Origin of the sequence: Tsukamurella ocularis, from assembly GCF_965138335.1 — a bacterium.
Lineage (GTDB): Bacteria > Actinomycetota > Actinomycetes > Mycobacteriales > Mycobacteriaceae > Tsukamurella > Tsukamurella ocularis_A.
Genome location: NZ_CBCSDV010000002.1, coordinates 81,959 through 96,325 on the forward strand (window position 1 = coordinate 81,959; position 14,367 = coordinate 96,325).

The 14,367-nt window shown below is 71.8% G+C and carries 13 protein-coding genes; 10 read left to right on the forward strand and 3 right to left on the reverse strand.

All coding sequences use genetic code 11. From position 1 onward, the window contains the following. The first annotated feature begins 18 nt into the window (after window positions 1-18). The 8 genes from pdxT to ACNAYW_RS03155 all read left to right on the forward strand — a co-directional run bounded on the left by pdxT (window position 19) and on the right by ACNAYW_RS03155 (window position 7,958). Complete coding sequence (pdxT, locus tag ACNAYW_RS03120; protein WP_415848292.1) at window positions 19-624, forward strand: pyridoxal 5'-phosphate synthase glutaminase subunit PdxT; 606 nt, start codon at window positions 19-21, stop codon at window positions 622-624. Window positions 625-661: 37 nt separating this feature from the next. Next, complete coding sequence (locus ACNAYW_RS03125) at window positions 662-2,041, forward strand: WS/DGAT/MGAT family O-acyltransferase (RefSeq protein ID WP_415848517.1); 1,380 nt, start codon at window positions 662-664, stop codon at window positions 2,039-2,041. Between the two features lie 45 nt (window positions 2,042-2,086). Beyond that, entirely contained in the window at window positions 2,087-2,842 is a 756-nt protein-coding gene (locus tag ACNAYW_RS03130; RefSeq protein WP_415848293.1) for a YebC/PmpR family DNA-binding transcriptional regulator, read from the forward strand. Window positions 2,843-2,910: 68 nt separating this feature from the next. Beyond that, on the forward strand, window positions 2,911-4,614 hold the full coding sequence (locus ACNAYW_RS03135; protein WP_415848294.1) for a VanW family protein: 1,704 nt from the start codon (window positions 2,911-2,913) through the stop codon (window positions 4,612-4,614). A gap of 90 nt (window positions 4,615-4,704) precedes the next feature. Beyond that, complete coding sequence (gene ruvC / locus ACNAYW_RS03140) at window positions 4,705-5,292, forward strand: crossover junction endodeoxyribonuclease RuvC (RefSeq protein WP_224645189.1); 588 nt, start codon at window positions 4,705-4,707, stop codon at window positions 5,290-5,292. Continuing rightward, entirely contained in the window at window positions 5,289-5,888 is a 600-nt protein-coding gene (gene ruvA / locus ACNAYW_RS03145) for a Holliday junction branch migration protein RuvA (RefSeq protein WP_415848295.1), read from the forward strand. Before ruvC ends, ruvA begins: the two co-directional genes overlap by 4 nt. Before the next feature lie 52 nt (window positions 5,889-5,940). Continuing rightward, complete coding sequence (ruvB, locus tag ACNAYW_RS03150; protein ID WP_415848518.1) at window positions 5,941-6,978, forward strand: Holliday junction branch migration DNA helicase RuvB; 1,038 nt, start codon at window positions 5,941-5,943, stop codon at window positions 6,976-6,978. A gap of 53 nt (window positions 6,979-7,031) precedes the next feature. After that, a complete protein-coding gene (locus ACNAYW_RS03155) occupies window positions 7,032-7,958 on the forward strand; it encodes an SDR family oxidoreductase (RefSeq protein WP_415848296.1) in 927 nt (308 codons plus the stop codon). On the opposite strand, the gene ACNAYW_RS03160 is transcribed toward ACNAYW_RS03155, so the two are convergent. The 3 genes from ACNAYW_RS03160 to ACNAYW_RS03170 all read right to left on the reverse strand — a co-directional run bounded on the left by ACNAYW_RS03160 (window position 7,959) and on the right by ACNAYW_RS03170 (window position 12,349). Next, entirely contained in the window at window positions 7,959-9,944 is a 1,986-nt protein-coding gene (locus ACNAYW_RS03160) for a glycosyltransferase family 39 protein (RefSeq protein ID WP_415848297.1), read from the reverse strand. It abuts the gene before it with no gap. Continuing rightward, a complete protein-coding gene (locus ACNAYW_RS03165) occupies window positions 9,941-11,197 on the reverse strand; it encodes a bifunctional glycosyltransferase family 2/GtrA family protein (protein ID WP_415848298.1) in 1,257 nt (418 codons plus the stop codon). Before ACNAYW_RS03165 ends, ACNAYW_RS03160 begins: the two co-directional genes overlap by 4 nt. A 78-nt stretch (window positions 11,198-11,275) precedes the next feature. After that, the gene (locus ACNAYW_RS03170) at window positions 11,276-12,349 is read right to left on the reverse strand and encodes an AraC family transcriptional regulator (protein WP_415848299.1); all 1,074 of its coding nucleotides are present in this window, start codon (window positions 12,347-12,349) and stop codon (window positions 11,276-11,278) included. Between the two features lie 117 nt (window positions 12,350-12,466). On the opposite strand from ACNAYW_RS03170, the gene ACNAYW_RS03175 reads away from it, so the two are divergent. Both ACNAYW_RS03175 and ACNAYW_RS03180 read left to right on the forward strand, forming a co-directional pair. Next, the gene (locus ACNAYW_RS03175) at window positions 12,467-13,447 is read left to right on the forward strand and encodes a quinone oxidoreductase family protein (RefSeq protein WP_415848300.1); all 981 of its coding nucleotides are present in this window, start codon (window positions 12,467-12,469) and stop codon (window positions 13,445-13,447) included. A 50-nt stretch (window positions 13,448-13,497) separates the two neighbouring features. After that, entirely contained in the window at window positions 13,498-14,367 is an 870-nt protein-coding gene (locus ACNAYW_RS03180; protein ID WP_415848301.1) for a TauD/TfdA dioxygenase family protein, read from the forward strand.

The window sequence follows — 14,367 nt, forward strand, 5'->3', positions numbered from 1 at the left end:
CGTTTAGGCTGGCTCCCCGTGACCGTACGGATCGGAGTCCTCGCTCTCCAGGGTGACGTGCGCGAGCACCGCCACGCGCTCGAGGCGGCCGGCGCCGCCACCACGACGGTGCGGACCGCGGGAGACCTCGCCGCGGTGGACGGCATCGTCATCCCCGGCGGGGAGTCCACCACCATGAGCCGGCTGCTCGGCGTCTTCGACCTCTTCGATCCGCTCCGCGACGCGCTCGCCGCGGGGCTGCCGGCCTACGGCTCGTGCGCGGGGATGATCCTGCTCGCCGCGGAGGTGCTCGACACCCGCCCCGACGCCCGCTGCCTCGGCGCGATCGACGTGACCGTGCGCCGGAACGCGTTCGGCAGGCAGGTCGACTCCTTCGAGACCGATCTCGAGGTCGAGGGGGTGGACGGTGACCCGGTCCGTGCGGTGTTCATCCGTGCTCCGTGGGTGGAGCGGGTCGGCGAGGGCGTCGAGGTGCTGGCGAGGGTGCCCGCGGAGGCCGGCCCGACGGCGGGTACGGTGGTCGCTGTTCAGCAGGGTGTGACGATGGCCACATCCTTCCATCCCGAGGTCACGGGCGATCTGCGGATCCACCGGCGCTTCGTGGACATCGTTCGGCGGCGGTGAGAACGCCGCTGCAGAGGGGAGTGGCGTCGTGAGCTACATGCCGGTGACGGATTCGATGTTCCTGATGGCGGAGTCCCGCGAGCATCCGATGCACGTCGGCGGTCTGCAGCTGTTCACCCCGCCCGAGGGCGCGGGACCCGACTACGTGCGGTCCGTGGTCGAGACGATGCGGGCGCACACCGAGGTCAGCGAGAAGTTCGGCCGGCGGCCCGCCGACCCCGTCGGGATCCTCGGCAACACCTGGTGGTCGGAGGTCGACTCGATCGACCTCGAGTACCACGTCCGGCACTCCGCCCTGCCCCAGCCGGGCCGCATCCGGGAACTGTTCCAGCAGGTCTCGCTGTGGCACGAGACGCTCCTCGACCGGCACCGTCCGATGTGGGAGGTGCACGTCATCGAGGGCCTGGAGGACGGCCGGTTCGCGGTCTACTCCAAGGTGCACCACTCCCTGGTCGACGGGGTCTCCGCGCTGCGGTACATGACCCTGGCGCTGTCGCCCGATCCCGACGATCGCGAGGGCCGCGTCGTCTGGCAGCCGGGCCTCGGGCGACGACGGAAGGCGGAGCCGGCGGCCGCGCCGAAGGGCGCACTGCCGTTCAACCCGCTCAGCACCGCGAAGCAGATCGGCGGGCTGACCGGCGAGGTGTTGGGCATGCTGCCGGCCTCGTTGAAGGTCGCGGGCGCGACGATCCGTGACCACGACTACAAGGCGCCGTTCGAGGCGCCGCACACGATCTTCAACGTGCCGATCGGCGGCGCCCGGCGGTTCGTCGCGCAGTCCTACTCGCTCGACCGGATCGACGCGGTCCGCAAGGCCGCGGGAGCGACCGTCAACGACATCGTGCTGGCGATGTGCGGGGCCGCGCTGCGCTCGTACCTGCTGGAGCTGAACGAGCTGCCGGATCGCTCGCTGACCGCGATGGTGCCGGTGTCGCTGCACAAGGAGGGCGCGGAGTCCTCGTCGAACGCCGTCGGCGCGGTGATCTCGACGCTGGCGACCGATCTCACCGATCCCGCGGCGCGGGTCACGGCGATCCAGGACTCGGTGCGGGCCGCGCGCAAGGTCATGGGCGAGCTGTCCCCGCTGCAGGTGCTGGCGCTCAGCGCGGCCAACATCGCGGGCCTCGCGCCGGGCATGCTGCCCGGGTACCGGGGCGTGGCGCGGCCGCCGTTCAACCTGGTCATCTCGAACGTCCCGGGGCCGCGCGAGGCCATGTACTGGAACGGCGCCCACCTGGACGGCGTCTATCCGGCGTCCATCCCGTGGGAGGGACAGGCGGTGAACATCACGATCTGCACCAACAACCGGAACCTGGAGTTCGGCATCACCGCCGATCGGACGTCCGTGCCGCACGTGCAGCGGATGATCCGCTACCTCGAGGACGCGTTGTCGGAGCTGGAGAAGGTGTTCACGTAAACTCGCAGGGTTGAGACAGCGCACCCGAACGGAATCGAGGGATCGATGAGCGGCCATTCCAAATGGGCCACCACCAAGCACAAGAAGGCGGCGATCGACGCCAAGCGCGGCAAGCTCTTCGCCAAGCTGATCAAGAACATCGAGGTCGCGGCCCGCACCGGCGGTAGCGATCCCGACGGCAACCCGACGCTCTACGACGCCATCCAGAAGGCGAAGAAGACCTCGGTCCCCAACGACAACATCGAGCGCGCCCGCAAGCGCGGCGGCGGCGAGGAGGCCGGCGGCGCCGACTGGCAGACCATCATGTACGAGGGCTACGGCCCCAACGGCGTGGCGGTCCTCATCGAGTGCCTCACCGACAACCGCAACCGCGCCGCGGGCGAGGTCCGCGTGGCGATGACCCGCAACGGCGGCAACATGGCCGACCCGGGGTCCGTGTCGTACCTGTTCACGCGCAAGGGCATCGTCACCCTCGACAAGAACGGCCAGGCCGAGGACGACGTGCTGATGGCCGTCCTCGACGCCGGCGCGGAGGAGATCAGCGACCTGGGCGAGCAGTTCGAGATCGTCTCCGAGCCGACGGATCTCGTCGCGGTCCGTAGTGCGCTGCAGGAGGCCGGCATCGACTACGAGTCGGCGGAGTCCGGCTTCCGCGCGTCGGTCGAGGTCCCCGTCGACGCCGACGGCGCGCGCAAGGTGTTCAAGCTGGTCGACGCGCTGGAGGACAGCGACGACGTGCAGAACGTGTACACCAACGTCGACATCTCCGACGAGGTCCTGGCGGAGCTCGACGAGGACTGATGCCCTGAGATTGACGTATCGCATCGCCCCTACTGTGCGGTAATAATGCGTCAGGATATTCTCAGGTTGTGACTCGCACCCGAACGGCGCTGCGCCGTGCCCCGGCCCTGGCCCTGGTGGCGGCCCTGCTTCTGGGCGCGGGCGGTGCGGCGGTCTGGGAATCCGGGCGCGCCGAGACGGTGCACGGTGCCACGGCGGTGGGGGTGGACTTCGGTGCGCTGGGGCGCGACGACGCGACGCATCGCCTCGACGGTGCCGCGAAGCGGGTGAACACGGAGCCGATCACGCTCCGCACCGACAAGGGGGAGGTCCGGCTCCAGCCCGCCCAGCTCGGCCTGGTCATGGACGTGCCGGGCACGGTGCAGCGCGCGATCGACGAGCGCTCGCCGCTGCGGGATCTGCTCGGCCTGGTCAGCGACCGGCACGTGCACCCCGCGTCCACGCTGAACCGGCAGGTCTTCGACGCCGCGATCGCGAAGGCCGCCGGCGCCCTGACGTCGGAGGCCGGCGACGGCGCCGTGATCTACCGGGGCGGCAGACCGGTGGCCGTCGAGCCCAAGGCCGGCGACAAGATCGATCCGGCCAAGGCCGCCGAGGTCGTCGCCGCCGCGTGGCCCGACTCCACCGACATCACCGTCCCGACGGAGGCCGTGCGGCCCACCGTCTCGGTCGACGTGGTCCGCGCCGTCGCGACGGGGGCGGCGGCGCAGGCCGTCGCGTCCGACGTCGTGCTGCGCCGCGAGGCCGCCGGGCAGGTGGCCGCGGGCACCGTCGGCCGCGTCTCGGGGACCGACATCGGCACGTTCCTCTCCTTCCGGCCCGACGGTGCCGGCAATCTCGCGCCCACCGTCGACCGCGAGGCCGCGAAGAAGGTGCTCGGCACGCGACTCGAGTCCGCCGTCGCCAAGCCCAAGGACGCGGGCTTCGACCTCTCGGGCGGCACCCCCACGGTGACCGAGGCCGTCCCCGGCCGCGAGGTCGTCTGGGACCCGACGCTCGACGCGGTCACCAAGGCCGTCACCGAGCAGTCGCCGCAGGGCCGCACCGCGACCGCGCAGTTCAAGGCCGTCGAGCCGAAGGTCTCCACCGCGAAGGCCAAGGAGCTCGGCGTGCGGGAAGTGGTCAGTGAGTTCTCCACCGGTGGCTTCAGCGACGCCTCGGGCGTGAACATCCGCCGGGTCGCGCAGCAGGTGAACGGCGCCGTCGTGCTGCCCGGCGAGACCTTCTCGCTCAACGGCTACACCGGCCCCCGCGGCACCGCCCAGGGCTACGTGGAGTCCGGGATCATCAACAACGGCCGCCCCGATAAGGCCGTCGGCGGCGGCATCTCGCAGTTCGCCACCACGCTCTACAACGCCGCCTACTTCGCCGGGCTCGAGGACGCGGGGCACACGGAGCACAGTTACTACATCTCCCGTTACCCCGAGGCGCGCGAGGCCACCGTCTTCGAGGGCGCGATCGACCTGCAGTTCCGGAACGACACCCCCTACGGCATCGTCATCGAGTCCAGCGCCGGCTCGTCGTCGGTGTCGGTGCGGATGTGGAGCACCAAGACCCGTGAGGTGGCGTCGAGCACCGGCTCGCGGAGCCTGCCGACGCAGCCGTCGACCATCCGGCTCGCGAAGGGCCCGCACTGCGTCGCCAGCACCGGCCAGCCCGGCTTCACCACCAGCAACACCCGCACGATCACCGACGTCAAGACCGGTGACGTCATCTCCCGCCACACCCGCACCGTCAAGTACGACCCGGTGCCCACGGTCATCTGCGAGTAGCCAGGCGCGTCGCTGCCGCCCGGCGATGACGCGTGCGGGTATGCTCTCGAACAAAGGTTTGACTGTTCGACGGTGCGCGGAGGTACGGCGATGCGGGTGATGGGGGTGGACCCCGGGCTCACGCGCTGCGGCCTGTCGGTGGTCGAGACCGGGGCGGGGCGCAAGGTCACGGCGCTCGACGTCGACGTGGTACGCACACCGGCGACGATGCCGCTCGCGGAGCGGCTGCTCGCCGTGTGGACCGCCGCCGAGTTCTGGATGGACACCCACGAGCCCGACGTCATCGCGGTCGAGCGGGTCTTCGCGCAGCACAACGTCTCCACGGCGATGGGCACCGCCCAGGCGGGCGGGGTGGTCGCGCTGGCCGCCGCCCGCCGCGGTATCGACGTGCACTTCCACACTCCGTCGGAGGTCAAGGCCGCGGTCACCGGCAACGGCAACGCGGGCAAGGCGCAGGTGACGGCGATGATCACCAGGATCCTGGGCCTGCAGAAGGCGCCGGAGCCCGCCGACGCGGCCGACGCGCTCGCCCTCGCGGTCTGTCACAGCTGGCGCGCGCCGATGATCGCGCGCATGGCCGAGGCGGAACGTCGTGCGGCGGAACAGAAGAAGGTTTTCGAACAGCGGCTGGCGGCACAGCGCCGCGCGGCGAAGAAGGTCACGGGAGGAGTGCGATGATCGCGTCGCTGCGCGGCGAGGTACGGCACATCGGGCTCGACCACGTGGTGGTCGAGTGCGCCGGTGTGGGCTACAAGGTGCTGGTCGCTCCCGCCACGGCGGGCGCCCTCACCCGCGGGTCCGAGGGCTTTCTGCTCACCTCCATGGTGGTGCGCGAGGACTCGCAGACGCTGTACGGCTTCACCGACGCGTCGCAGCAGGAGCTCTTCCATCTCCTGCAGACCGTGCAGGGGGTGGGGCCGCGGCTCGCGATGGCCGCCATCGCGGTGCTCGAACCCGCGCAGATGCAGGTCGCCATCGCCTCCGGCGACATCAAGACGCTGTGCCTGATCCCCGGCATCGGCAAACGGGTCGCCGAGCGGATCCACGTGGAGCTCAAGGACAAGGTGAGCGCGGCACCGTCGGACGCCTCCGGCGCGGCGGGGTCGACGGTGCCCGCGGGCGGCGTCTCGCAGCAGCTCCTGGACGCCCTGGAGGGGCTCGGTTTCACGCCGAAGCAGGCCGAGCCGGCCGTCGCGGCCGCGGTCGAGGCCGGGCCCGACAAGTCGGTCTCCGAACTCCTGCGCGATGCGCTGAAGTCACTGGGACGCGGCTGACGTGCACTACGACGACGAGCTGGGCAGCGAGTTCGACGAGGCCGAGGGCATCATGGGCCCCGCGGCGCTCTCGGGCGACGACACCGAATCCCTCCGGCCGAAGTCGCTGGACGAGTTCATCGGGCAGCCGAAGGTCCGCGAACAGTTGCAACTCGTCCTGCACGGCGCGAAGCTCCGCGGCGGCACCCCGGACCACATCCTGCTCTCCGGCCCGCCCGGCCTCGGCAAGACCAGCCTCGCGATGATCATCGCCGGGGAGCTCGGCACCGCCCTGCGCGTCACCTCTGGGCCCGCCCTGGAACGTGCCGGCGACCTGGCGGCGATGCTGTCGAACCTCGTCGAGGGCGACGTGCTGTTCATCGACGAGATCCACCGCATGGCCCGTCCCGCCGAGGAGATGCTCTACCTCGCGATGGAGGACTTCCGGGTCGACGTGGTGGTCGGCAAGGGGCCCGGCGCCACCTCCATCCCGCTCGACGTGGCCCCGTTCACCCTGGTCGGCGCGACCACTCGGTCCGGTGCGCTCACGGGTCCGCTGCGCGACCGGTTCGGCTTCACCGCGCACATGGACTTCTACGAGACCGACGATCTGGTCCAGGTCATCGAGCGCAGCGCGAAGATCCTCGGCATCACGATCGACCGCGAGGCGGCCGCGGAGATCGGGAGCCGCAGCCGGGGCACGCCCCGCATCGCCAACCGCCTGCTGCGGCGCGTCCGCGATTTCGCGGACGTCCGGGCAGATGGGACCGTCACCGTCGACGTCGCGCGCGGGGCGCTCAAGGTGTACGACGTGGACGAGCTCGGCCTCGACCGGCTCGATCGTGCCGTGCTCGGGGCGCTGATCCGCAGTTTCGGCGGCGGCCCCGTCGGCGTCTCGACGCTGGCCGTGGCCGTCGGGGAGGAGCCGGGCACCGTGGAGGAGGTGTGCGAGCCCTTTCTCGTGCGTGCCGGGATGCTCGCCCGTACGCCGCGCGGCCGCGTGGCGACGATGGCGGCGTGGCATCATCTCGGGCTCGAGCCGCCCGCGGGCGCCCTCGCCTCCGGCATCGAGGTCCGCGGGGATTTCGACCCCGACGAGCGCCTGTTCTGAGCCCGGCCCCGCCGCATGCTGCGGGCTCCCGGCCCGCGGGGTAGACAGGAGGGGTGGACCCGGTCGGGACAGGACTGCGCGGCCGCGTGGCGGTCGTCGCGGGGGCGACGCGCGGCGCCGGGCGCGGCATCGCCGCCGGTCTCGCGGAGCAGGGCGCCACGGTCGTGTGCACCGGACGGAGCAGCCGCGACGGTGATCCCGCGATCGCCTCCGACTACCCGCGGCCCGAGACCATCGAGGGCACCGCGGAACTCGTGGACGCCCTCGGCGGCACCGGTGTCGCCGCGCAGGTCGACCACCTCGACCCCGACCAGGTCGCGCGCCTCGCCGGCCGGCTCCGCGCAGAGTACGGGCGGATCGACGTTCTGGTCAACGACATCTGGGGCGGCGAGCTGCTCAAAGGGCCGCCATCCACCTGGAACACCCCGCTCTGGGAACAGGACCTCGACGCCGGGCTGCGCCTGCTCAGACTCGCCGTCGACACCCACCTCATCACCGCGCACTTCCTCGCGCCGCTGCTCATCGAGCGGCCGGGCGGCCTGCTCGCCGAGATCACCGACGGCACGGCCGACTTCAACGCCGAGACCTACCGGATCTCGGTCTTCTACGACCTCGCCAAGGCCTCGATCAACCGACTCGCGTTCTCCCAGGGGCACGAGCTCGCGGAGCACGGAGCGGTCGCCGTCGCCGTCACGCCGGGCTGGCTGCGCTCCGAGATGATGCTCGACGCGTACGGGGTCACTGAGGACGACTGGCGGGCCGCGCTCACCGAGCGTCCCGAACGCCCCACGGCACCCCCGGGATTCGCCTACTCCGAGTCGCCCCGCTACATCGGCCGGGGGATCGCCGCCCTCGCGGCGGACCCCGGCCGCGGCCGCTGGAACCAGCGGTCCGCCAGTTCCGCGGAGCTCGCCGCCGAGTACGGCGTCACCGACGTCGACGGCACCCGGCCCGACAGCTGGGCCGGGCGCCGCGACTGATCACCCCTTCGGCGCCGTGAGGTCGTAGACGGTGACCCCGTCGACGGTCCGCGCGGAGAAGCTCTTCTCGACCCAGGCGCGGATCTCCGACGCGGTGCCGGAACCGCCGAATCCACCGAATCCGCTGCCTGATTCGGCGAGGAAGTAGTGGATCCTGCCGTCGCGCACGTACTGCTGGAACTGCGCGAGCGTGGGGGAGGGATCGGTGCCGTTGAAGCCGCCGATCGGCATCACGGGCCGCTCCGTGGCGAGTTGGTAGCCGGCGGCGGCGTTCGCGCCGACCGTCGCCGCGACCCACGTGTAGCGGTCCGCATCCGCGAGCAGGAGCGCGGTCACCTCGGGGCCCGCCGTGCTGCCCATCAGGAACGACGGTCCGCCGCCCCTGCGCTCGTCCCCGCCGGGCGAGCCGGTGCGGGCACCGTCGGGCCGCGCACCGCCGGCCGGGCCGCCCAAACCAGTGCCGTGCCGCTCCATCGGGCGGGCCCCGCCCGGGCCGAACCCGTGGCCGCTCGACGGTCCCGCCGAGACGATGGCGCCCTGCCGCGGCGCGGCGATGGTCTCCGCGGTGAAGGCCACCTGCCCGGCGATGGCGGCGAACAGCGCCGTCGCGGCGATGACTCCGGCCAGGCGCGGCGCGCGGCCGACCGCCGGGAGCGACGTGGCGAGGATCGCCGCCGTTGAGACTCCTGCCGCCGCGGCGATCGCCCAGCGCAGCCACGGGTTCCAGTCGGGCGTCAGGTCCAGGATGTACCAGGCCGTCGCCCCGGTAGCAGCGACGGCGAGGGCGGCGACCACGCGCACCCACGCTCGGTCGCGGGCGCGCCATCCGACGACCGTGCCGATCGCGACCAGCGCCGCGATCGCGGGCGCCAGCGCCACGGTGTAGTACGCATGGAAGATGCCGGCCATGAAACTGAACGTGATCCCGGTGACGAGCAGCCATCCGCCCCAGGCGATCACGGCGGCGCGATCACCGTCCGTGCGCGGGGAACGTCCGCGCAGGATCAGCACCAGGACGATCGCGATCAGTGCCGCGGGCAGCAGCCAGGCGATCTGCCCGGCCTGCGCGGGCTCGAACATCCGCAGGACGCCGGCGTCGCCGAACATCCCGCCGCCGCGGTGGCCGGGCATCTCCATCCCCGAAGGCAGCTCGAACCCCGAGGGCATCTCGATGCCGCCGCGGCCGGGGCCGACGCTGCCCTTCTCGTCGCCGTTGAGCCGGCCGAGTCCGTTGTAGCCGAGCGTGAGCTCGAGGATGGAGTCGTTCTGCGAACCGCCGATCCACGGCCTCGATGATGCGGGCCACAATTCGACGGTGAGCAGCCACCACCCCGCCGCGACGACCATCGCGGCGCCCGCGGCGAACAGCTGCGCGACGCGCGTGCCGAGCTTCGGCGGACCCGCGACCAGGTAGGTCAGCGCCAGGCCGGGGACGATGAGCATCACGGCGAGCTGCTTGGTGAGGAAGCCCAGGCCCACGAAGGCGCCGCACGCGATCAGCCACCGCCACCGGCCGTCCTCGACGGCACGCAGCATCGCCCACGTCGCGGCGATCATGAGCAGCACCAGCAGGGCGTCCGGGTTGTTGAACCGGAACATCATGGCCGCCACCGGCGTGACGGCGAGGAGCAGACCGGCGAGCAGCCCGGCGCCGGGGCCGAACCGGCGGCGCACCGTCGCGTACAGGAGTGCGACCGAGGCCACCCCGAGGAGGGCCTGCGGGACGAGCATCGCCCAGGTGTTCACGCCGAAGATGCGCGTGGACACCTCCATCACCCACAGCGAGGCGGGCGGCTTGTCGACGGTGATGGAGTTCGCGCCGTCCGAGCTGCCGAAGAACATCGCCTTCCAGCTCACGGTGCCGGCCTGGACGGCGGCGGAGTAGAAGGCGTTGGCCCAGCCGGCCCGGCCGAGGGCCCAGATGTACGCGGCCGCCGTCCCCACCACGAGGACGGCGACCGCGACGCGTTCGCGAAGAGGTGTCACCGGGCGTCCGCCTGCGCGGCGCCGGTGGAGCGGAAGATCAGGCGCAGCCCCAGGAACCGGGTGATCGTCGCCACGAGGTTCGCGATCACCAGCACGGCGAGCTGGAGCCCGCGCCCGGCGTCCGGGGCGAGGTGGGCGAGGGCCGTGAGGCTGCCCGACGTCAGCGCCCAGGTGAGGAGGAAGACCACCAGGCCCTGCAGGTGGTGCCGGGCGGCGCCCGCCCGGCCCCGCACGCCGAAGGTGAAGGAGCGGTTGGCGGCGATGTTGCCGACCGCGGTGATCAGCAGGGCGGCGAAGTTCGCGCCCTGCGCCCCGATCACCGGGTGCAGCAGGAGGTAGAGGATCGCATACGCGACGGTGCTCGCCACCCCGACGGCGGCGAACCGGGCGAGCTGGCCCACCATGTTGCGCGGCACGCCCGCGAGCTGCGGCTCCTCGCGGCCGAGGGCGCGCCGCACCTCGTCGAGGGGGAGCGCGCCCCGGCCGAGCGCGCGCCCGACCCGGATCACGCCCCTGAGGTCCTTCTTGACCGTGTCGACGATGTCGACGCGGCTGTCGGGGTCGTCGGTCCAGTCGACGGGGACCTCGTGGATGCGCAGACCGGCGCGCTCGGCGAGCACCAACAGCTCGGTGTCGAAGAACCACTCGCCGTCCTCGACCAGCGGCAGCAGCTCGCGCGCGACGTCGGTGCGGATCGCCTTGAAGCCGCACTGGGCGTCGGAGAACCGCACCCGGAGCGCGGTGTGCAGCAGCAGGTTGTAACCCCGGGAGATCACCTCGCGCTTCGGTCCGCGCACCACGTTCGCGCCGCGCCCGAGGCGGGTGCCGATCGCGAGATCGCTGTGGCCCGAGAGCAGCGGCGCGACCAGCGGGTGCAGGGCCCTGAGATCGGTCGAGAGGTCGACGTCCATGTACACCAGGACGCGGGCATCGGACTGCGCCCACACCCGGCGCAGCGCGCGGCCACGGCCCTTCGCGTCCAGGTGCACCACGCGCACGCCGTCGATCGCGGCGGCGAGCGAATGCGCCACGCGGAGGGTGTCGTCGGTGCTGGCGTTGTCGGCGATGGTGATCCGCGCCGGGATGGCGAGTGAGTCGTCGAGGTGCGCGCGGAGCGTCTCCACGCAGTGCGCGATCGTGTGGGCCTCGTTGTAGACGGGGATCACGATGTCGAGGACGGGGGCGGTCTCCGCCCGTACGAGCCGTTCCTGCGCTGCCGTGACCATCGGGTCGGGTGCGATCTCGGTTGTCATGAGGACGACCCTCGTGCGCCGCGCTGCCGCGTCCCTGCGGTACGACTGTGGGATGGCTGGGAACCCTGCCGCGGGCCGCTAACCGTCGTCGGCCGTGGCGGCCGTGCCCGCGGCCGTGCCCGCGGCCGTGCCCGCGGCCGTGCCTGCGGCAGTACGCCACTGCCGGGGCGTGGTGCCGAACCGTCCGCGGAACCAGCGCGAGAAGTTCGACGGACTCGAGAACGCCAGGATCCCGGCGATCTCGGCGAAGGAGTAGGTCCGGCCCGCCACGAGGTGCCGCGCCAGTCCGGCGCGCGTGTCGTCGACGACCTCGGTGAAGGTGGTGCCCTCGGCGGCGAGTCGTCGGTGGACGGTGCGCCGGTCCACACCGAGGCTGCGTGCCACCTGCTCGGCGGAACAGCGGCCGGTGGGGAGCAGCAGGTCGACGAGCTCGCGGATGCGCGCCGTCGCGTCCCGTCCACGATCGTCGTCGCCGTCGAGGAACCTGCGGGTGTACTCCCGCAGCTGCGGGTCCGAGGTCGCGGTCGCGCGGTCGAGATCGCCGGCGGGGAGGCGTATCCCGTTGTGATCGGCATCGAAGTGCAGGGCGCCGCCGAACATCCGGCGCGCGGTCTCGACCCGCACCGGCGGGGGATGGCCGAAGGACACCGACAGCGGCGTCCAGTCGCGGCCGAGCAGCTCGCGCAGCACGCCGTAGACCACGCCGACGGCGAGGTCGACGGCCTGCCGGTCGGGCGCGGGGCGCTCGAGGTCGAGTTCGACGCGCACCGTGGCGATCCCGTCGGCGACCGACAACCGGGTGTGCAGCGCCTCGTTGTACATCCGTTCGTGCCGGATCAGGACCTGCAGCGCGCTGCGGACATCGGGCTCCTCGCGCAGCACCAGGCTCAGCGGGCCGAGGTGCGACAGGCGCCGCAACTCCGCGAGGCGCAGCCCCAGGTCGTCGCGGCCGGTGACCGTTGCGGTGCGTTCGAGCAGGTCGTTGACGGCATCCGCGGGCACCCACCGGTCCTGGATCGTGACGCCGCTGGGGTCGAGCCCGCTCGCGCGGAGCAGCAGGCGGGGATCCGCGCCCAGGGTGTGCGTGAGCTCGGAGAAGTTGGCCAGCGACGCATAGCGCGCCAGGGGTCGCTTCGCTGTGACCACCGTCACCTCCGAGTCTCGATATGAATAGTCATCCGTCCCGTAGGGAACAGACTACGTCGAATTCCGCTCGTACTGTCATCTGCATCACATCCCGAGAACCGCTCCGGCGAGAGGAACCACGACATGGCGAACGCGATCCGCTTCCACGAGACCGGCGGACCCGACGTGCTGCAGCTCGAAGACATCGAGGTCGGCGCGCCCGGTGCCGGCGAGGTGCGCGTGCGGCACCACGCCATCGGCCTGAACTTCGCCGACATCTACTACCGCACCGGCCTGTACCCGGTGCCCCTGCCCAACGGCATGGGCGTCGAGGCGTCGGGCGTGATCGAGGAGGTGGGCCCGGGCGTCGAGGGTTTCGCTCCCGGCGACCGCGTGACCTACACCTACACCGGCAGCCCGCTCGGCGCGTACAGCACCGAGTTCGTGCTCCCGGCGCGGCATCTCATCCATCTGCCCGACGGGGTGGACTTCGCGACCGCCGCCGCCTGCACCATGCGGGGGCTCACGGCCGCGTACCTGATGCGCCGGATCCACGACTACCGTCCGGGCGACACGATCCTCCTGCACGCCGCGGCCGGCGGCGTCGGGCTCATCGTCGCGCAGTGGGCGAAACTGCTCGGGCTCACCGTGATCGGCACCGTCTCCACCGAGGAGAAGGCGGCGGTCGCCCGCGCACACGGCGTGGACCACATCATCTACTACCGCCGCGAGGACACCGCACAGCGCGTCCGCGAGCTCACCGGCGGCGTCGGCGTTCCGGTCGTGCTCGACAGCATCGGCGCGGCCACCGTCGAGGCTTCGATGAACAGCCTCGCCAAGCGCGGCCTGCTCGTCTGCTTCGGCACCTCGTCGGGTCCGATCCCGCCGATCGATCCGATGCAGCTCGCGATCAAGGGCTCGCTGTTCGTCACCCGGCCCGGCCTCGCCGACTACATCGCCGACCCCGCCGAGCGGGCGGAGCTCGCCGGCGAGCTGTTCGGACACATCGCCGCCGGCCGCATCACCGTCCCGGTGGGGCAGACCTACCCGCTGGCCGACGCCGCCCGTGCCCACAAGGAGCTCGAATCCGGGGCTCTCACCGGATCATCGATCCTCCTGCCCTGAACCCGACTTCCCTGAACCCGCACACCGAGAACGAGAATCCAGGCCCCGTCATGACCATCACCGCACGGCGCATCCGCGCCGATCGCCTCACCGCCCACATCGGCGCGGAACTCACCGGCGTCGACCTCGCCGATGCCGCCCACGACGACGACCTCTTCGCCGAACTGCGTGCCCTGCTCCTCGAGCACAAGGTGCTGTTCGTCCGCGACCAGCCGATCAGCCGCGCCGATCACGTCGCCCTCGCCCGGCGCTTCGGCGATCTCGAGGACCACCCGGTGCTCGGCAGCGACCCCGAACACCCCGGCCTCGTCCGCATCTACAAGGACCTCGACAGCGACCGCGAAGCGTACGAGAACGCCTTCCACTGCGATGCCACGTGGCGCGAGTGCCCGCCCTTCGGGTCTGTCCTGCGCTGTGTCGAGGGGCCCGAGGTGGGCGGTGACACCATCTGGGTCGACATGGTCGCGGCCTACAACGCCCTGCCCGAGGACGTGAAGACGCGGATCGCGGGCCTGCGCGCCCGGCACTCGATCGAGGCGAGTTTCGGTGCGCGCCTGCCGGTCGAGCAGCGGCACGCACTGCACGCGAAGTTCCCCGACGCCGAGCACCCCGTGGTCCGCACGCACCCCGAGACCGGCGAGAAGATCCTGTTCGTCAACGCCTTCGCGACCCACCTGACGAACTTCCACAACGACGCGAACATCCGCTTCGGCTTCGACTACGCGCCCGGCGCGGGCGAGCTCCTGCAGTACTTGCAGCGCCAGGCCGCCGTGCCCGAGTTCCAGGTGCGCTGGCGCTGGACCCCGGACAGCTTCGCGATCTGGGACAACCGCTGCACCCAGCACTACGCCGTGCAGGACTACTGGCCGGCCGTGCGCCGGATGGAACGCGCCGGCATCGTCGGCGACCGCCCGTACTGA